The following is an 18526-nucleotide window of genomic DNA, read 5'->3' on the forward strand; positions in this document are numbered from 1 at the left end:
AACCCAGCAATAGTGGACTTTGTCAAGTAAAATGTCGTTGACATGCCGGCCCGCCCGTCGGTAGCGTGCGGCCGTGATGAAGGCCTATCTGGCGTTCGATCCGGTCTTACCGCTGTCGGCGGTGCCGGCCTACGCGCAGCGCGCGGAGCGCCTGGGATTCGACGGCGTGCACGTACCGGAGACCGTCCACGACTCGCTCGCGGTGGCGCTGCTCGCGGTCGAGCACACCGAGTGGATCGTGGTGCGTACCGCGGTGACCCTGGCGCTGGTGCGAAGCCCCACGCTGGTCGCGTATGCGGCGTGGGATCTGGCCGCCATGTCCGGCGGCCGCTTCGAGCTCGGTCTGGGATCACAGATCAGGCAGAACATCGAGGACCGCTACGGCATGGCGTGGAGCGAGCCGGTGAGCATGATGGGCGACTACGTCGCCGCGCTCAAGGCGATCTTCGAGACCTTTGCCACCGGCGCGCCGCTGCACTACACCGGCAGCCACTATCGGCTCACCCGGATGCAGCCTTACTTCAATCCCGGTCCCAATGGTGTTGCGGTACCGCGGATCTGGCTCGGTGCGGTGAACGAGCGGATGTGCCGGATCGCCGGTGAACTCTGCACCGGGGTGGTCACCCACACCACGAACTCTGAGCCGGAGTACCTGCGCGACGTCGTGCTCCCGGCGCTCGCGCAGGGCGCCGGGAAGGCCGGGCACGGCCGGCGGCCGCTGCTGGTCGCCGCGCCCGCGATCGCGACCGGTGGCAGCGACGAAGCGGTGGCCCGCGACCGGGAACGGCACCGCCGGATGCTGGCCTTCCTGTACACCACGCCCGCCTACGGCCCGGCGCTGAAACGCAAAGGCTGGAGCGACCTTCCCGATGTGCTGCGTGAGCTGGTGCGTACGCAGCGGTGGCAGGATCTGTCGACGGCACTGCCCGACGACATCCTCGACCAGTTGGTCATCGCCGGGACCTACGAACAGCTGCCCGCCATGCTGTCCGGAAGGTTCGGCGGGATCGCCGACGGCATCGTGCTTCCGCCGCTGGGCGACGAACGGGACGACGACCTGATTGCCGGGTGCGTGGCCGGAATTCGTGCGACCTCGTTGTGAAATCCGCTGTGCAGATTCAGTTCTCGTCGAACGAAGTGGCGGTGGTGTCGGCCAGGAAGCGGGCCAGTATCCGGTCCAGGTCGCCGAGCTCGCTCGCCGACCAGCGTGCCAGCGCCCGTTCCAGGTGATGGCGCCGAACGTCCTGCAACGCCCCGGCGGCCGCGCTGCCGGCGGCTGTCACCTCGACCAGCGAGACGCGACCGTCGTCGGGGTCGGGGCTGCGGGTCACCCAGCCGGTCTCGGCGAGTGAGTTCAATTGCCGGGTGGCCATCGCCAGATCCATGTGGGCGGTGCGGGCCAGTCCGCTGATCGGCTGCGGGCCCTCGTCGATCAGGATGCGCAACAACGCATATGCCGGCTGGGACAGGCCCACATCGGCCGCCGCCGCCTGCTGTGTGAACGTCGAGCGGCTCGCGCTCAGTCGCATGATCCGCGTGAGCGTCCTGTTGATCGAGTCCAGCCGCTTGTCCCGTGACGACACCACGGCACCCGATCTTTCCACCGATCTTTCCCCGGGGTGCGGCCGATCGGCCTATCCCCGTGGCAGTCCGGCCCTACAGTCGAGGGGCTTCGTTCGCACGTGCCCGAGGGGGTCGCCGATGAGTGCGTGGATCGTCAGCCACGTCCCGGCAGGATTGCTGCTCGTCGTCCTGATCGTGCTGATCTCCGGTGGGGCGGTGCTGCTGCAGCGCATGCTCCGGCGGCGCTTTCCGGCGCTGACCGGCGAGGAACACAACGACGTCACCAAGTTCACCTACGGGTTCATCGGTTTCGTCTACGCCTTCTTCATCGGCTTCGTGGTGTCCTCGATGTGGGGCCAGATCAACACCGCCGACGCGAACGCGCGCGCCGAGGGAGCCGCCGCCGTGCAACTCGGACTCGACGCCGGTGACTTCGATCAGGCCGATGCCGACCGGATCCGCGCCGGCCTGCTGGGCTATGCGAACGCCGCGGTGGCCGAGTGGCCCGACGCCGCCGCCGGCCGCACGCCGGCAGCCGACGCGGCCCTGGCCGACCTGAAGGACGCCTACCGGCAGGTGCGCGCGACCACCGATCAGCAGACCTCGGCCCTGGCGGCGTCGCGGTCCAATCTGGACAAGGTGAGCCAGGCGCGGACGGTGCGGATCATGACCGCCCGCCAGGACGATGGTCCGCCGTGGCCGCTGTGGGCGGTCATCTTCCTCACCAGCGCAATGGTTCTCGGCACCGTCGTGATCTACGGCGTGGAGCGGCCCGCGCTGCACTATCCGACGGTCGTGATCGTCGGCGCCATCGTCGCCACCAACCTTTTCCTCATCGTCGAACTCGCGCATCCCTACATCGGGGACATCGCGACGTCACCGGACTCGATGACAGAGGTCGTCTCGGTGCTGTCCCGGTAGCCGGTCAGGTGGTCTCGGCGGGCGGGGGTGTCCCGATCAACACGGCGCTGAGCCGGCATCCGTCCGGACCGCCTCGCCAGGCGTGGTCGACGCCGGTGAGCACCACCCGGTCCCCGGCCGAAAGCCGGTGGGTTCCGTCATCGAGCAGCAGGTCGACGCTGCCGGACAGCACCGTCTGCAGATCGAGGGTGTCGGTGTGGTGCATCGGTGTCTCGGAGTCGGGGCCGAGATCGACGATCATCCAGCGGACCAGTCCGGGGGCCAGGCCCTGGTCGATGAGTGGAGCCGACGCCGCGGCCCGGGCCGGTGGCGGGCTGGTGGTGGTGGCGTACGGGATAGCCATCGCGAACCCCGGTGCCAGCTGGTCCAGCGCCGTTTCGCCGTCGCTGACCACGCATGACCTGCCTGCTTCGTCGATTCCGGTGATCACTGTCCGCACTTCGTCCCCCTGGGGTTCGCGATTCCTGCGCGGATGGTAACCGGCAGCCCTTGGGGCCTTCCTGTTGCCTTTCCCTTGCCGTTGCCTACCTCGGCCATCCCGCCGCGGTCGAGGACACCTCGAAGCTCGTAGCGGCCGGCGATCGATTCGCGACCGTCCATGCGGGGGAAGGTAGCCGAAGTGTCCGACGGACAAACCCCGGCGTGATCCGGGTCACGTCGGCGGCGTGGCCGTATGCGGATTACCTTGCCCGACCGCTACACGCGGCCGTAGCCTCAGGGCGTGTCCGGGCTGACCGCTGTCCGTGCCGACGATCTCGCGGCCCTCGACGTGTTCGCGGGGACCGCTGTCGAGGCGCTGATCCCGCTTGCCGCACAGCTGCGGCCGTTGTCGGCGACGCCCGGCCAGGTGTTGATGCAACAGGGCGAGCTCGCGGTGTCGTTTCTGCTCATCGGCTCGGGTCTGGCACAGGTGACGCACACCGGCGACGACGGCCACGACACCGTCGTGGAGCTCACCCCCGGCCTGATCGTCGGCGAGATCTCGCTGCTGCGCAACGCACGCCGCACCGCGACCGTGATCGCAACGGAGCCGCTGACCGGGTGGGTGGGTGGTCGCGAGGCGTTCGCGACCATGCTCGAGATCCCCGGGATGATCGACCGACTGCTGCGCACCGCTCGGCAACGCCTCGCCGCGTTCATCGCGCCGATACCCGTCCGGATGCGCGACGGATCGGTGCTCTACCTGCGCCCGGTGCTGCCCGGTGACAACGAGCGCATCGTCCAAGGCCCGGTGGAGTTCTCCGGCGAGACGCTCTACCGGCGCTTCCAGTCGGTGCGGACCCCGTCGAAGCGCCTGATGGCCTACCTGTTCGAGGTCGACTACCTGGAGCATTTCGTCTTCGTGCTGACCGAGGGGCCCGACGGTCCGGTGGTCGCCGACGTGCGCTTCGTCCGCGACGGGGACGATCCGACCCGGGCCGAGATCGCCTTCATCGTCGGCGACGACTACCAGGGCCGGGGCATCGGCACGTTCCTGATGGGCGCGATCGCCGTCGCGGCAGGGTACGACGGCGTGCAGACGTTCACGGCCCGGGTGCTCAGCGACAATCATCCGATGCGGGCGATCCTCGACCACTTCGGGGCCAGGTGGCGCCGAGACGATCTCGGCGTCGTCACCACCGAGTTCGAGGTGCCCCGTCCCGCCGACCTGCCGTTCTCCGCCGAGTTGACCCACCAGATCCGCAGCGTCGCGCGTCAGGCGATCCGGGCCGTCGGGTGAGCCGGCCCCCGCTGAGCCGCGACACCCTGCTGTGCATCTCGCTGGCCGGGCGTCCCAGCAACATCGGCACCCGGTTCCACAACCACCTCTACGACGTCCTCGGCCTCGACTTTATCTACAAGGCGTTCACCACCACCGACATCGCGGCGGCGATCGGCGGGGTACGGGCGCTGGGGATCCGGGGCTGCTCGGTGTCCATGCCGTTCAAGGAGGACGTGCTCGACCTGGTCGACGAGGTGGAACCCTCGGCGCTGACCCTGCGGTCGGTCAACACGATCGTCAACGACGCCGGTCGGCTGACCGCGTCCAACACCGATTACCTTGCGGTGCAACAGCTCATCGACGAACACGGGCTCGATCCGGCGCAGTCGGTGCTGATTCGCGGCAGCGGCGGGATGGCCAGCGCGGTCGGTGCGGCCTTCGTCGACCGGGGTTTCGTCGCCGGTGTCGTCGTCGCCCGCAACCCGGATGCCGGACGGAGGCTCGCCGATCGTCTCGGCTACCGGTACCTGCCCGATACCGCCGGGCCGTGTCCGCGCGGCGCCGACATCGTCGTCAACGTTACGCCGATCGGCATGGCGGGCGGTGCGCAGGAGGCCGACGTCGCCTTCGCCGACGGTGCGATCCGCGCGGCCCGCACCGTGTTCGACGTGGTGGCCCTGCCGGCGGAGACACCGTTGATCGCCGCGGCGAGGGCCGCGGGGGTCGCCGTCATCACCGGTGCAGAGGTCATCGCCCTGCAGGCCGCCGAGCAGTTCGAGCGCTACACCGGGGTGCGGCCCACGGCGCAGCAGGTCGCCGAGGCTTCGGCGATGTCCCGCGCCTGACCCCGGTCAGGGCGTGATCTTGGCCTGATCGTCGATGACGGAGGTGGCCTCCATCAGCGGATACGACTGCGCCTCCGGGCCGTCGGCGTTGAGCTGCAGCACGTAGACGCCGTCCGGCGCGGGGATCACCACGGTCTTCTGGGCGATCATCCGCGACGCCCCGTCGCGGGTGTAGAAGCCCCCGAGTTGGACGGCGTCGAAGCCGCTGAGGTTGCTGGGCTGGCCGGTGTCCGGGCCTTCGTAGTCCGGCAGGTTCTGGAGCTCGCCCGGCGCGTACTCGAGGATCTTGGCCGGGTCGACGTCACCGGTCAGCTTGGACAGGATCGCGATGATCGTCGGCGGATCCTGGGCCGCCGCCGGGTCGCCGGTGAACAGGATGCCCCCGTAGGCCCACTCCGGGGCCTTGGCGCCCATGTCCTCCCAACCGGGCGGGAACGGCAGGTCGACCGTCGGTGCGCCCGCGTCGCCGCGGTGCACCGGCGTCTCGACGATGTTGTTCTCCTTGACGTAGTCGGCGATCGTCATGGCCGCGCCCGCCGCCTCGGTCGACGTGGGCGGGGCTTCGCTGGTCGTGGTCTCGGCCCCCGATGTGGTGGTCGTGGTGGTCGAGGTGGTGGCCGAGTCCTCGGTCGCGGTGTCGGACCCGCACGCGGTCAGTCCGATTCCGACGGTGACGGCGGCGACGGCGATGAGGCCCGCTCGGATGGGGGTGGTCATGGCGCGCAGCATAGCCGCCGCGGCGGTCATTCTCAGGGAAAGGCACGCGAATATCGCTAGTGCCAGTGCCAGTGCCGGTGCGCGTCGCGCCGACCGGGCGTCGGGGCCCGTGGTATCAACGCCCGGTGGGGCGGTGGGCGGTCGCAGCGCTGGCAGCTTTGGCGATGGTGTGCGGCGCCTGCGCATCGCAGACGACGGCGCCCGAAGAGACGTCCTCGGCGCCGGTCAACCTGACGATCGACCCGACCCGCATCGACCGGGCCCGTGTGCTGCTGCCCGAGGGTTACGAGGTCACCGCCTACCCGGGCCCGCCCACACCGCTGGCGGTGTGGGGGTTCGGTGGGGAAGCGGCCGCGCAACCGCCCCAGTGCCTGGAACTGGCGGCTCCCGCCGTGGATCCGGCGTCGGCCAGGGGGTGGTCGGCTTCGGGTCCCGGGGGGATCGTGTACGCCGTGGTCGCCGCGGCGTCGAGGCCCGAAGCGGCCGATGCCACGCTGATCGACGAGTGCGCAGCGTGGAGCGTGGCCGCCGGGCACACCACCGGTGCGGTCACCGCGGTGCCGTCGCCGGCCGTCGACGCGGCGAGCACCACCGGGATGAGGACCTCGGCTGAGACGGTCGTCGAGGGCGGCACCGAAACCCGCTCCCATGCCGACACATTCGTCGCCTACCTCGGCGCGTACATCTGCTTCGTGGTGTTGGTCACCGATCCCGGTTCGCCGGTTCCCACGCTCGGTGCCGACTTCGCCGCCGGCCTGCTGGAGGAAACGGTGCGCACGCTGCGGGGCTGACCCGGGCCGCGCGGGTACATTGGCGGCGATGTCGAACCCGAGGGCGATCCCGGTTGTCGTGTGTGCCGTGCTGGTGGCCGCGTGCAGCGCCGGACCGCAGCCGAACTCGTCGAACGCCGACATCGCCAGGGTGTCCGGGGTCGAGGACAGTTTCGGCCCGCCGTTCACGGTCAGCACCGTCGGGCCCGCTGCCATCGATCCCCGGCTTCTCGGGCCGCAGCGACTGCCCGAGGGCATCACCTTCGACCCGGCCGACTGCGGAGAGTCCGCCGACGCGCAGACCCTTCCGCCGGACGTCAAGGGCAACATGGCGGCGACGACCGCCGAGGGCGACGGGGTCCGCTACATCGTGATGGCCGTCGAGACGTCGGAGCCGGTCCCGGCGAACCCCCCCGGCGAGCATTGCCAGAAGGTGGCCTTCACCGGTCCCGGCATCCGCGGCCTGGTCGAGGTCGTGGAGGCGCCGGCGATCGAGGGCGTCGACACCGTCGGTACCCATCGCGTTCTGCAGAGATCGGCCGACGGTGCGACGCGCACCGGCGAGCTGTACAACTACGTGTCGCACTTCGGCAATTTCATCGTCATCGTCACCGCCAACCCGCTGGTGGTTCCGGGCCGGCCGGTCGCCCACGTCGACACCGGGCGGGCACGCAAGCTGGTCACCGAGGCCGTGGGTCTGATCAAGGGGTAGCTCAGCGCACGTCGTGCGGCCGGAACTGGATACTGATGCGCGCCGCGGTGGGCCGCGACGTCTTCGGGACCGCGTGTTCCCAGGTGCGCTGACACGATCCGCCCATGACGAGAAGGTCGCCGTGTCCGTGTCGCAGGCGCAGTGCGGGGCCGCCGCCGCGCGGGCGAAGGGCGAAGACCCGGGTCGCGCCCAGCCCCACGATCGCCACCATGGTGTCCTCGGTCCGGCTTCGTCCGATGTTGTCGCCGTGCCAGGCGACGCTGTCGTCGCCGTCGCGGTACAGGCACAACCCGGCGGTCACGAACGGTTCACCGAGCTCGCCGGCGTACGCGTCGTTGAGGCGGCGCCGGAGCTGTTTGAGGCGTGGGTGTGCGGGTTGCCCGGCGTGATCGCGGAAGTCCAGGAAGCTGACCAGCCGCGGCACGTCGAGCATCCGGTCGTACATCTGGCGGCGCTCGGCACGCCACGGAACCTGCGCGCGCAGCTCGTCGAACAGTGCGTCGTCGCACCGGCCGTCCTGCTCGAGCCATCCGGAGCGGACCTCCAGCCAGGCACCGTCGCCGAGGTCGCGCCGGTCCGAGTGGTCGAACAGAGAGCTTTGCAGGGCCTGCTCCATACCCCGGGAGCCTATCGCACAGACGTTCGAAACATCAGAGGCGGGCGGCTCCGGGTCCATCGGCGGCGAGCTTGTCGCCGGGGTTGGCCAGCGCGCAGGCTTTCAGGCTGAGGCAGCCGCACCCGATGCACCCGGTCAGATTGTCCCGCAGCCGTTGCAGGTGCATGATCCGCTCGTCGAGATCCTCCCGCCAGCCTGCCGACAGCCGGGCCCAGTCCTTGCTGGTCGCGATCCGGTCAGGCGGCAGCGTCGCCATCGCTTCGCGGATGCGGGTCAGCGGGATGCCCAGCCGCTGGGACATCCGGATGAACGCCACCCGGCGCAGCGTCTCGCGGGGATAGCGACGCTGATTGCCGCCGGTGCGCCGGCTGCTGATCAGCCCTTCCCGCTCGTAGAAGTGCAGTGCCGACACCGCGACGCCGCTGCGGGCGGCCATCTCGCCCGGCGTGAGCTCATGCGCCACGTTCATGACCTCAACCATAGTTGAGGGTGGGATTCGGGTTACGGTGCTAGACGTGACAGGCGCTGGGCTGGGATGCAATTCGGAGGTCGGCACACTGCGGACGGTGATCCTGCACCGTCCCGGTGCCGAGCTGCAGCGACTGACCCCGCGCAACAACGACACCCTGTTGTTCGACGGGCTGCCCTGGGTGGCCAAGGCCCAGGAGGAGCACGATGCCTTCGCGGCACTGTTGCGTTCGCGCGGGGTGGAGGTGTTGCTGCTCGGGGACCTGCTCACCGAGGCGCTCGCCAAGAGCGGCGCGGCGCGCATGCACGGCATCTCGGCGGCCGTCGACGCCCGCCGCCTCGGTGTCCCGCTGGCGCAGGAACTCTCGGCGTATCTGCGGACCCTCGACGCCGGACCGCTGGCTCACGTGCTGACCGCGGGGATGACCTTCGACGAGCTGCCGTTCGGGGAGAACGAACTCTCGCTGGTCCGGCGCATGCACCACGGTGGGGACTTCGTCATCGACCCGCTGCCGAATCTGCTGTTCGCGAGGGACTCGTCGGTGTGGATCGGCCCCCGGGTGGCGATCACCTCGTTGGCCCTGCCCGCCCGCGCGCGGGAGACGTCGCTCACCGATGTGATCTATGCGCATCACCCTCGGTTCCTCGGGGTGCGCCGGGCCTACGAGTCGCGCTCGGCGCCGGTCGAAGGCGGCGACGTACTGCTGCTCGCTCCCGGAGTGCTGGCGGTAGGGGTGGGTGAGCGCACCACTCCTGCGGGTGTGGAAGCCCTGGCGCGCAGCCTGTTCGACGACGAACTCGCCCATACCGTGTTGGCGGTGCCGATCGCGCAGGAGCGCGCCCAGATGCACCTGGACACCGTGTGCACGATGGTCGATGCCGATGCGATGGTCATGTACCCGAACATCGTGGACACGTTGGCGGCGTTCACCATTCGGCGCGCGGCCGGTGGGGTGACGATCGACGCCGCGGCTCCGTTCGTCGATGCGGCCGCCGATGCGATGGGCATCGCCAAGCTGCGGGTGATCGACACCGGGCTCGATCCCGTCACCGCCGAGCGTGAGCAGTGGGACGACGGCAACAACACGCTGGCGCTGGCACCCGGCGTGGTGGTGGCCTACGAGCGCAACACCGAAACCAATGCCCGGCTTGTCGATTCGGGCATCGAGGTGCTGCCCATCGCTGCTTCGGAACTGGGTACCGGTCGCGGTGGGCCGCGCTGCATGTCGTGCCCGGCGGCCAGGGATCCGCTCTAGGTTTCCGCCGGGCGTGCATTCCCCGTACGGGAATGCTTCTGCGACGACGGTGGCAGCACGCTCGGCGCCGGACTAACGCCAGGACGGCAGCCAGATCTGCATGTTCCAGGTGGCCTGCGAGATCGGCAGCCCGGTAAGGATCGGGTACATCCACGCGAAGTTCGTGATCACCAGCGCCACATAGCAACACGTCACCAGCAACCCGAGCGTTCGGCGCTCCGCGTTCTGGCCGGGTTTGTAGAGGATGTCGCCGAGGATCATCGCGATGATCATCGCCAGGAACGGCGCCATGGTCGCGGCGTAGAAGAAGTACATCTGCCGGTCGATGTCGGCGAACCACGGCAGGAAACCGGCGCCGTACCCGACCAGCAGTGCGGCGTAGCGCCAGTCGCGCTTGACGAACGCCCGCCACACCGCCCAGGCCAGCACCGGAACCGCGATGAACCACATCGCCGGGGTTCCGACCAGCATCACCGCCTTCACGCACGACTGCGCCCCGCAGCCGGGCACGTTCTCGGTGTCGATCGCGTAGAGCACCGGGCGTAGCGACATCGGCCAGGTCCACGGTTTGGACTCCCACGGATGGTGGTTGCCGTCGGCGTTGGTCAGCCCGGAGTGGAACCGGTACACGCCGTAGGTGTAGTGCCACAGCGAGCGCACCGCGTCGGGAATCGGCAGCACACTGTCGGGCCCGATGGACCGTCCCACCTCGTAGCGGTTGATCCCGGTTTCCGAGGCGAACCACGCGGCGTAGGAACCCAGGTACACGCCGAACGGGATCAGCACCAGCGCATACAGGGCGGGCCCGACGTCGCGGCGCAACGTGCCCAGCCACGGGCGCGGGACACGGTACTGTTTGCGCGCGGCCACGTCGAAGGCCACCGTCATCAGGCCGAAGAACAGCACGAAATACAGCCCGGACCATTTCGTCGCGCACGCCAGCCCGAGCAACACCCCGGCGCCGAACCGCCACCACCGCACCCCGAGCCGCGGTCCCCACGCCGTCTCGGCGATGCGGCCCCCCAGCAGCGCGGCGTGCATGCGCTCGCGGACCTGGTCGCGGTCGACGATCAGGCAGCCGAACGCGGCGACGACGAACATCACCAGGAACCCGTCCAGCAACGCGGTGCGCGCGGTCACGAAGCTGACGCCGTCGGCGATCACCAGAAGCCCGGCGATGCCGCCGACCAGCGTGGAGCGGCTGATCCGCCGGGCGATGCGGACCACCAGAAGCACCATCACGACACCGCAGACCGCGCCGGAGAACCGCCAACCGAGCCCGTTGTAGCCGAACAGCGCCTCGCCGAGGGCGATCAACTGCTTGCCGACCGGCGGGTGCACCACCAGCCCGTACCCGGGGTTGTCCTCCACCCCGTGGTTGTGCAGCATCTGCCAGGCCTGCGGCGCGTAGTGCTTCTCGTCGAAGATCGGCGTGCCCGCGTCGGTCGGTGACCCGAGATTGAGGAATCGGGTGATGGCGGCCAGCGCGGTGATCACCGCCGTCATCGCCCAGCCCTGCAGCCGGTCGACGGGTCCGAAATCGGCGACCGGAACCACCGGGCCCGGGCTGATGACCGGGGCCGCGTGCCGGCCGGCGGCGCGTTCGACGGCAGGGGCGGCGGTCACGGTTGCGATCGTAGGCTGTCTGCCATGACGGCCGGACGACTGCTCATCGGCGCCACGCCGCTGGGGCAGCCCTCGGATGCCTCGCCGCGGCTGGTGCGGGCGCTGGGCAGCGCCGACGTGGTCGCCGCCGAGGACACCCGGCGGGTGCGGACGCTGGCGCAGGCGCTGGAGGTCCTGATCGCCGGGCGGGTGGTCAGCCTGTTCGACCAGAACGAGGCGTCGCGGGTGCCCGCGCTGGTCGACGACATCCGCGGCGGCGCGACGGTGCTGCTGGTCAGCGACGCCGGCATGCCGTTGATCAGCGATCCCGGCTACCGCCTGGTCTCCGCCTGCGCCGAACAGGGGCTCGCGGTGCAGTGCCTGCCCGGTCCGTCGGCGGTGACGACGGCGCTGGCGGTCGCCGGGCTGCCGTCGGAGCGGTTCTGCTTCGAGGGTTTCGCCCCTCGCAAGCAGTCGGCACGCGCGACGTGGCTGCAGTCCCTCGCGGCCGAGGCCCGGACCTGTGTGTTCTTCGAGTCGCCCCGCCGGTTGGCCGAATGCCTGGCCGACGCCGTCGAGGTGCTCGGTGCCGACCGGCGGGCCGTGGTCTGTCGTGAACTGACCAAGACCCACGAGGAGATCGTGCGGGGCACGCTCGGTGAGCTGGCTGACTGGGCGGCCGGCGGCGTGCTGGGCGAGGTCACCGTGGTGCTCGCGGGCGCCACCCCCAGGCCGGACCCGGATGCACTGGTCGACGAGGTGAACCGGCTGGTCGAAGACGGTATGCGGGTCAAGGACGCGTGTGCGCAGGTGATCTCCGCCAATCCCGGCGCGCCGTCGCGGCGTGAGCTCTACGATGCGGTCCTGCGCTCGCGCGACTGAGGTGAGCGGATGCTGTGGCCGAGGGGGATGGGTCCGTGGCGCTTCCCGCGTTGGTGCTCGTTCACGGTGGCGGACACGCCGCCGACTGCTGGGATCTGACCATCGACGAGGTCGCGCGGTTGGCTCCGGAGCCGAACGGAATGTCAAGCAGTCAAAGACGATTCAACCTGGAACGGCTTGTCGACGAGTCCACCCGGGTGATCAGCGAGCGGGTCTCGCGCCAGGGCATGCCCGCCGATGTTCCGCGCACGTGGATCCTGACCGGGCGTGATCGCGCCCTCGCCCCGAAGGCTCAGCGGAAGAGTATCGAGGCGCTCGGTGGGGTGCAGACCTCATCGAGTTGGATACCTGTCACAGCCTGATGATCAGCGAGCCCGCGCGACTTGCGGAGATCCTGGTCGATCGGTGCCGGCGCCATGACCGATGACCGGCGCCGCCTTGTGCAGGCACTCGTCCCACTCGCGGGCCGGGTCGGAATCCGCGGTGATTCCCCCGCCGACCCCGAGCACGGCGGTGCCGTCGGCGGCGAACTCCACGGTGCGGATCGCGACGTTGAGCTCGCAGCCCGCCACCGGTGAGGCCAGCCCGACCGTGCCGCAGTAAACCCCGCGCCGGTGCGGTTCCCAGCCGGTGAGCAGCTCACGGGCCCGCGCCTTCGGCGTACCCGTGACCGAGGCCGGCGGGAACGTGGCGTCCAGCACCGCGGCCATCGGAAGCTCGCGAGGCACCTCGGCCGACACCGTCGACACCAGATGCCACACCCCCGGCGCGGGCCGCACCACCAACAACTCGGGCACCGACACCGACCCGATCCGCGCAACCCGGCCCAGGTCGTTGCGGACCAGGTCGACGATCATGATGTTCTCGGCGACGTCCTTGACCGATTCCAGCAGTCCGGCCGGATCCGCGGACGCGGGCAGCGTGCCCTTGATCGGGCTGGACGTGACGGTGCTCCCGCGCCGGGACAGGAACAGCTCCGGCGACAGGGAGGCGACCGCCCCCCAGCCACCGGCCAGGAACGCCGCGCGGGCCGGTGCGGTCCGTGCCACCGCGTCGGCGAAGTAGTCGACGGGCCGCCCGCGCAGGGCGCCGGCGAACCGGGTGCAGACGCAGGCCTGATACACCTCGCCGGCGGCGATGGCATCCAGACACTCGAGCACGCCGCGGTGATGCGCCGCGCGATCGGCCGCCCCCCACGTCACCGTGGCGTCACGCCGTGCCGGTGGCGCCTGCAGTGCATCGTGGAGCCAGTCGGAAACGCCGCAACCCGAAAGGCTCTCGTGCCACCAGAAGCCGTCGGCGTCGCACCGCAGCACCTCGTCGGACCAGCCGCCCGCGGCCTCCGGGATACGGGGCCCGAGCCCGTCGGCGCCGGGATCGGGATAGGACAGGTAGCCGAACCAGCCGCCGCCGACGGGTCCGTCGGCACGCTCACCGGGCGCCACATCGAACACCGCGTCGGGCGGGACCTCGGCCGCGGGCAACGTCGGTGCGACCACCGCGCGCGACCCGAACCACTCACCGATCAGCGCGGCCGGCGGCGCCAGGCCCAGCCGGATGGTGGCGCCGGCCAGGGCGCGAAGCACCGACGGGGCGTCGCCCAGGTCGCCGAGCCGCTCGATGCGCACCGAATCAGCCTTCCCTGCGGGGCGAGCAGACGCAAAGTCGCCCCGCTAACGCCCTATCGGGCCCCGGCCGCTACCGCCCCATCGGGCCCGGCTGCTACCGCCCTATCGGGCCCGGCTGCTACCGCCCTATCGGGCCCGGCTGCTACCGCCCTATCGGGCGGGGCACCGTGACGGTGGCCAGCTTCTCCGGGTTGCGCATCGCGTAGAAGTTGGCGATCTTCCCGTCGACCACCTCGAAGGACACCACACCCTCGAGGTGGTCGCCGGTGTAGAGCACCAGCGCGGGGGAGCTGTTGTACACCGCCGGTTCCACCCGCCCGTCGGGGCCGCCCAACCGCACCAGCCCGAGGATCAACCGGGCCACCCGCTCGGCGCCGGCCACCGGCCTGCGCGCGGCACTGACCTTGCCGTCGCTGTCGGCGGTCCACACCACGTCGGGGGCCAGCATGGCCATCAGCCCGTCGAGGTCGCCGGTGGCGGCCGCGGCGAAGAAGCGTGCGGTGAGCTCGCTGGAGATCTCGGGTGCGACGGGCTCGAAACGCCGGCGCCGCGAGTGGACGTGCTCGCGGGCCCGGTGGGCCATCTGACGCACCGCCGCAGGCGACTTCCCGATCGCCGAGGCGATCTCGTCGTGGCCGAACCCGAACACCTCGTGCAGCACGAACACCGCACGCTCGTCGGGGCTCAGCGTTTCGAGCACCACCAGCATCGCCATCGACACCGATTCGGCCAGCACCACGTCGGCCGACGCATCCTGCTCGGTCAGCAGCGGCTCGGGCAGCCACGGCCCGACGTAGTCCTCCCGGCGGCGCGACTGCGCGCGCAGCGCGTTGAGTGCCTGCCGGGTGACGAGCTTGGCCAGGTAGGCCTTCGTGTCGGCCACGGTGGCCAGCTCCACCCCGGCCCAGCGCAGGTAGCTCTCCTGCAGGACGTCGTCGGATTCGTTTGCGCTGCCCAGGATTTCGTAGGCGATCGTGAACAGCAGCGGGCGCAGATGGGTGAACCTCTCGGCGTGTTCGTCGCCCGGTGCCGCGGTCATCGGGCCGCCGCCGCCACGTCGGCCGTCTTGTCGCCGCGGTCGGGTCCCTTCAGCGACCGGTAGGAGCCCGGCTTGGCGGCCTCACCGGACAGCCATCTGACCGTGAACCGGCACACCCGTTCCTTGACGAACGCGCCTGCGCGGCCGCCGATGTAGAGGTTCAGCGGGGTGTCGTCGCGGCGCTGGACCTGCACGGTTCCCCTGCCGCGGCCCAGGCTGATGCACTGGCCCGTCATCGGCACCGTCGCCGGTGCGGGGTCGGCACCCGCGACGCGGGCCAGCACCGTCTCGGCGGCCTGGGCGCCCAGCGGCAGCGCGGCCTGGCAGCTCATCCGGTAGGGCTGGTTCGACGGCGCCGCGGCGTCCCCGGCGGCGACGATGCGCTCATCGTCGACACTGGTGAGCGTCTCGTCGGTGACCAGCCGCCCGGCCGCGTCGGTGGTCAGCCCGCTGGCGGCGGCCAGCCCGGGCACCCCGAACCCGGCGGTCCAGACCGTGGCGTGGCTGGGCAGGATCCGCCCGTCGGCGAGCACGACATGGTCGGGGCCGACCGCGGTCACCGTCGCATCCGGCCCGTCGACGATGCCGACCCCCAGCCTGCGCATCGCCCGGACGACCGAGCCGCGGGCCGGCCCGCTCAGCGACGCCCCGACGACGCTGTCCACCACGGTGACCGCGCGGCCCGTCCCGGCGAGTTCGGTGGCCGCCTCGATGCCGGTCAGGCCGGCGCCGATTACGACGATCGGGGCCTGTTTCGGCACATCGGCCAGCCGCCGGCGCAGCCGTTGCGCCTGCTCCAATTCGGCGATCGGGTAGGCGAATTCGGTTGCCCCCGGCACCGCGGCCGCGACCGTGCCGGTGCTTCCGACCGCGTAGACCAGGTGGTCGTAGTCCAGGGTGGTGCCGGAGGACAGCGTCGCCCGGCGCGCCGCCGCGTCGATGCGCTCGGCACTGTCGACGATGACGCGCACGGCGGCGTTGAGCACAGTCGAATACTCCTGCACCGCGACCGCGGTGTCCGGCCGGTCGGCGGCCACCAGTTGGTGCAGCCGGATCCGTTCGACGAACTTCGGCCGCGGATTGATCAGCGTGACATCGACTCCGCCGTGCCCGGTCAGCCGATTGGCCGCCATCACGCCGGCGTATCCACCGCCTATCACGACGACGTGGATCTGCTTCGGGGTCATCCCGTCCTCCTTCGGTGTGGCCGACTCCGCATCGAGTCGGGCTGACCTCAAGACACCGGCGACTGTCGAAGTGTGACACGACGTGGCGTAGGTCACATATATAAGGAAGGCGGGCTCAGTCGGCCTGGTAGCGGGGGAAGACACCCGACGGCGGGGGAAGCGAGGTTCCCGGCGCCAGCCGCGTGCCGATCGCGGTGAACGCGCGCCGATCCTCGGGCTGGCCGAGCAGGTCGAGCAGCCTGGCCATCGATGTCGGCATCACCGGCTGGCTGAGCAGCGCGGCGATCCGTACCACCTCCAGCGTCGTGTACAGCACCGTGGCGAAGCGGGCCGGGTCGGTCTTGCGCAGCACCCACGGCTCCTGGGCGGAGAAATACCGGTTGGCCGCGCCCAGCGCCGACCAGATCGCCTCCAGGGCCAGATGCATCGCGGTGGCGTCGTAGTGGCCGCGGACCCGGTCCATCAGGCCGTCGGCGACGGCGAGCAGCTCACGATCCTCGGCGCTGAACTCGCCCGGCTCGGGCACCACGCCGTCGAGGTTCTTGGCCACCATCGACAGGGACCGCTGCGCGAGGTTGCCGAACTCGTTGGCCAGGTCGGCGTTGATCCGGCCGATGATCCCTTCCTCGCTGTAGCTGCCGTCCTGCCCGAACGGCACCTCGCGCAGCAGGAAGAACCGGACCTGGTCCACCCCGAACTCGTCGACGAGCGCCAGCGGGTCGATCACGTTGCCCACCGACTTGCTCATCTTCTCGCCCTTGACGTTGATGAATCCGTGGGCGAAGACCCGCCTGGGCAGCTCGATGCCCGCCGACATCAGGAACGCCGGCCAGTAGACGGTGTGGAACCGGATGATGTCCTTGCCGATCATGTGCAGGTCGGCGGGCCAATACCGCTGGAAGTCTGCGGACCCGGTGTCGGGAAAGCCGACCCCGGTCAGGTAGTTCGTCAGCGCGTCGACCCACACGTACATCACGTGGTCGGGCTGCCCGGGCACGGGCACGCCCCAGTCGAATGTGGTCCGGGAGATGGACAGGTCGCGCAGCCCGCCGGAGACGAAGCTGACGACCTCGTTGCGGCGGACCTCGGGCGCGATGAAATCCGGATGCGACCGATAGTGGGCCAGCAGCTTGTCGGCGTAGGCCGACAGCCGGAAGAAGTAGGTCTGCTCCTCGGTCCAGGTCACCTCGGTGCCGGTCTCGATCGCCACCCGGACGCCGTCGCGTTCGGTGATCTCGTCCTCGCCGAAGAAGCGTTCGTCGCGCACCGAGTACCAACCCGCATAGGTGCCCAGATAGATGTCGCCGGCCTCGTTCATCCGCCGCCAGATCTCTTCGGAGGCGCGGTAGTGGTCGGTGTCGCTGGTGCGGATGAAGCGGTCGAACGAGACGTCCAGCCGTTCCTGCATGCGCTGGAACACGTCGGAGTTGTCGCGCGCCAGCTCGGCGGTGGGGATGCCGAGCTTGGCCGCGGTCTCGGCCATCTTGAGGCCGTGCACGTCGGTTCCGGTCAGAAACCGGACGTCGAATCCGTCGAGCCGCTTGAAACGCGCGACGGCGTCGGTGGCGACCTTCTCGTAGGCGTGGCCGATGTGCGGCGCACCGTTGGGGTAATCGATCGCCGTGGTGATGTAGTAGGGCTCGCTCATTTCAGGTTCACCCTAGAGTGTGGGCGGTGAGCTCTCCGAAACAGCGGCGCGAGCGCCCACCGGTGCCGGAACCTCTCACCCCGCTCGTCGATGCCCACACCCACCTGGACGCGTGCGGCGCCGTCGGCCCCGAGGATGTGCGGGCCATCATGGATCGCGCCGCGGCGGCCGGGGTGCAGGCGGCCGTCACGATCGCCGACGACCTGGAGTCCGCCCGCTGGGTGGTCGAGGCCGCGGGCTGGGACCCGCGGGTGTACGCCGCGGTGGCGCTGCACCCGACCCGCGCCAACGCGTTAACCGCCGAGGCCCGGACGGTGATCGAACGGTTGGCCGCCGACCCCCGCGTGGTCGCGGTCGGGGAGACCGGGATGGACCGGTACTGGCCCGGCCGGCTGGAGGGCTGTGCCGATCCCGCCGAGCAGCGGGACGCCTTCGCCTGGCACATCGACCTGGCGAAGCGGACCGGCAAGCCGCTGATGATCCACAACCGCGACGCCGACGCCGATGTGCTCGACGTGCTGCGTGCCGAGGGCGCCCCCGAGACCGTCATCTTCCACTGCTTCTCCTCCGGGCCGGAGATGGCCCGCGCGTGTGTCGAGGCCGGTTGGGTGCTCAGCCTGTCCGGGACCGTGAGCTTCCGCAACGCCCGTGAGCTGCGCGAAGCGGTGCCGCTGATCCCCGGGGGGCAGCTGCTCGTGGAGACCGATGCGCCGTTCCTCACCCCGCACCCGTACCGAGGCGCGCCGAACGAGCCCTACTGCCTGCCCTACACTGTGCGGGCACTGGCCGAACTCGTCGGCCGGTCAGCGGAAACGATCGCCGAGGAGACCGCCGCCACCGCGCAGCGGGTCTACCGATGGGCGGGTGACCGGCCAGGTTGCCGGAACTAGGCCTTTTCGTTACCGTTCTGTGATCGAACACGAGTCGGCGAACTGCCACTCGTCGTGCTCTAGTCGGGGTTGACGAC

The 18526-nt window shown here is 70.3% G+C and carries 20 protein-coding genes; 10 read left to right on the forward strand and 10 right to left on the reverse strand.

Annotated elements, in window-relative coordinates; all coding sequences use genetic code 11:
- Positions 1-76: 76 nt before the first annotated feature.
- Positions 77-1102: a TIGR03617 family F420-dependent LLM class oxidoreductase gene (locus JDV09_RS21815; RefSeq protein ID WP_221371279.1), complete on the forward strand. Its 1026-nt coding sequence runs from the start codon at positions 77-79 to the stop codon at positions 1100-1102.
- A 16-nt stretch (positions 1103-1118) separates the two neighbouring features.
- Here JDV09_RS21815 and JDV09_RS21820 read toward each other — a convergent pair whose 3' ends face one another.
- Entirely contained in the window at positions 1119-1604 is a 486-nt protein-coding gene (locus JDV09_RS21820; protein WP_308124198.1) for a MarR family winged helix-turn-helix transcriptional regulator, read from the reverse strand.
- A 97-nt stretch (positions 1605-1701) separates the two neighbouring features.
- Here JDV09_RS21820 and JDV09_RS21825 point away from each other — a divergent pair, with 97 nt between their 5' ends.
- The gene (locus JDV09_RS21825; RefSeq protein WP_221371228.1) at positions 1702-2484 is read left to right on the forward strand and encodes a bestrophin-like domain; all 783 of its coding nucleotides are present in this window, start codon (positions 1702-1704) and stop codon (positions 2482-2484) included.
- Between the two features lie 4 nt (positions 2485-2488).
- Here the strand turns inward: JDV09_RS21825 and JDV09_RS21830 are convergent, their stop codons facing one another.
- Positions 2489-2914: a cupin domain-containing protein gene (locus tag JDV09_RS21830; protein ID WP_308124199.1), complete on the reverse strand. Its 426-nt coding sequence runs from the start codon at positions 2912-2914 to the stop codon at positions 2489-2491.
- Between the two features lie 291 nt (positions 2915-3205).
- Between JDV09_RS21830 and pat the strand changes: the two genes are divergently transcribed.
- Together pat and JDV09_RS21840 are read left to right on the forward strand one after the other, a co-directional pair.
- Positions 3206-4204 carry an acetyltransferase Pat gene (gene pat, locus JDV09_RS21835; RefSeq protein ID WP_221371230.1) on the forward strand — a complete coding sequence of 333 codons (999 nt, stop codon included), beginning with the start codon at positions 3206-3208 and terminating at the stop codon, positions 4202-4204.
- Positions 4201-5031 (forward strand): shikimate 5-dehydrogenase, encoded by an 831-nt coding sequence (locus JDV09_RS21840; RefSeq protein WP_221371231.1) that lies wholly within the window; start codon positions 4201-4203, stop codon positions 5029-5031. The genes pat and JDV09_RS21840 overlap by 4 nt, the downstream gene beginning before the upstream one ends.
- A 6-nt stretch (positions 5032-5037) precedes the next feature.
- Here JDV09_RS21840 and lpqN read toward each other — a convergent pair whose 3' ends face one another.
- Positions 5038-5748, reverse strand: coding sequence for an envelope biogenesis lipoprotein LpqN (gene lpqN / locus JDV09_RS21845; RefSeq protein ID WP_221371232.1), 711 nt, complete (start codon positions 5746-5748; stop codon positions 5038-5040).
- A gap of 125 nt (positions 5749-5873) precedes the next feature.
- On the opposite strand from lpqN, the gene JDV09_RS21850 reads away from it, so the two are divergent.
- Together JDV09_RS21850 and JDV09_RS21855 are read left to right on the forward strand one after the other, a co-directional pair.
- The gene (locus JDV09_RS21850) at positions 5874-6539 is read left to right on the forward strand and encodes a DUF5642 family protein (protein ID WP_308124200.1); all 666 of its coding nucleotides are present in this window, start codon (positions 5874-5876) and stop codon (positions 6537-6539) included.
- A gap of 28 nt (positions 6540-6567) precedes the next feature.
- Positions 6568-7230: a DUF5642 family protein gene (locus tag JDV09_RS21855; RefSeq protein WP_221371233.1), complete on the forward strand. Its 663-nt coding sequence runs from the start codon at positions 6568-6570 to the stop codon at positions 7228-7230.
- A gap of 1 nt (position 7231) precedes the next feature.
- Here JDV09_RS21855 and JDV09_RS21860 read toward each other — a convergent pair whose 3' ends face one another.
- Both JDV09_RS21860 and soxR read right to left on the reverse strand, forming a co-directional pair.
- Complete coding sequence (locus JDV09_RS21860) at positions 7232-7846, reverse strand: alpha-ketoglutarate-dependent dioxygenase AlkB (protein ID WP_221371234.1); 615 nt, start codon at positions 7844-7846, stop codon at positions 7232-7234.
- A 34-nt stretch (positions 7847-7880) separates the two neighbouring features.
- A complete protein-coding gene (gene soxR, locus JDV09_RS21865; RefSeq protein WP_221371235.1) occupies positions 7881-8315 on the reverse strand; it encodes a redox-sensitive transcriptional activator SoxR in 435 nt (144 codons plus the stop codon).
- Between the two features lie 46 nt (positions 8316-8361).
- On the opposite strand from soxR, the gene arcA reads away from it, so the two are divergent.
- Entirely contained in the window at positions 8362-9570 is a 1209-nt protein-coding gene (gene arcA, locus JDV09_RS21870; RefSeq protein ID WP_221371236.1) for an arginine deiminase, read from the forward strand.
- A gap of 72 nt (positions 9571-9642) precedes the next feature.
- On the opposite strand, the gene JDV09_RS21875 is transcribed toward arcA, so the two are convergent.
- Positions 9643-11196 carry a dolichyl-phosphate-mannose--protein mannosyltransferase gene (locus JDV09_RS21875; protein ID WP_221371237.1) on the reverse strand — a complete coding sequence of 518 codons (1554 nt, stop codon included), beginning with the start codon at positions 11194-11196 and terminating at the stop codon, positions 9643-9645.
- Between the two features lie 24 nt (positions 11197-11220).
- On the opposite strand from JDV09_RS21875, the gene rsmI reads away from it, so the two are divergent.
- Together rsmI and JDV09_RS21885 are read left to right on the forward strand one after the other, a co-directional pair.
- The gene (gene rsmI, locus JDV09_RS21880; protein ID WP_221371238.1) at positions 11221-12057 is read left to right on the forward strand and encodes a 16S rRNA (cytidine(1402)-2'-O)-methyltransferase; all 837 of its coding nucleotides are present in this window, start codon (positions 11221-11223) and stop codon (positions 12055-12057) included.
- Positions 12058-12092: 35 nt separating this feature from the next.
- Entirely contained in the window at positions 12093-12419 is a 327-nt protein-coding gene (locus JDV09_RS21885; protein WP_255605820.1) for a hypothetical protein, read from the forward strand.
- A 3-nt stretch (positions 12420-12422) separates the two neighbouring features.
- On the opposite strand, the gene JDV09_RS21890 is transcribed toward JDV09_RS21885, so the two are convergent.
- The 4 genes from JDV09_RS21890 to metG all read right to left on the reverse strand — a co-directional run bounded on the left by JDV09_RS21890 (position 12423) and on the right by metG (position 17559).
- The gene (locus JDV09_RS21890; protein ID WP_221371239.1) at positions 12423-13685 is read right to left on the reverse strand and encodes an aminodeoxychorismate synthase component I; all 1263 of its coding nucleotides are present in this window, start codon (positions 13683-13685) and stop codon (positions 12423-12425) included.
- 142 nt (positions 13686-13827) lie between these two features.
- Positions 13828-14724 (reverse strand): RNA polymerase sigma-70 factor, encoded by an 897-nt coding sequence (locus JDV09_RS21895; RefSeq protein ID WP_221371240.1) that lies wholly within the window; start codon positions 14722-14724, stop codon positions 13828-13830.
- Entirely contained in the window at positions 14721-15911 is a 1191-nt protein-coding gene (locus JDV09_RS21900) for an NAD(P)/FAD-dependent oxidoreductase (protein WP_221371241.1), read from the reverse strand. Before JDV09_RS21900 ends, JDV09_RS21895 begins: the two co-directional genes overlap by 4 nt.
- A gap of 115 nt (positions 15912-16026) precedes the next feature.
- Positions 16027-17559 carry a methionine--tRNA ligase gene (metG, locus tag JDV09_RS21905; RefSeq protein WP_221371242.1) on the reverse strand — a complete coding sequence of 511 codons (1533 nt, stop codon included), beginning with the start codon at positions 17557-17559 and terminating at the stop codon, positions 16027-16029.
- Between the two features lie 26 nt (positions 17560-17585).
- Between metG and JDV09_RS21910 the strand changes: the two genes are divergently transcribed.
- Positions 17586-18449, forward strand: coding sequence for a TatD family hydrolase (locus tag JDV09_RS21910; protein ID WP_221371243.1), 864 nt, complete (start codon positions 17586-17588; stop codon positions 18447-18449).
- Positions 18450-18526: the final 77 nt, after the last annotated feature.

The organism is Mycolicibacterium xanthum (assembly GCF_019710635.1).
GTDB classification, from domain to species: Bacteria; Actinomycetota; Actinomycetes; order Mycobacteriales; family Mycobacteriaceae; genus Mycobacterium; species Mycobacterium xanthum.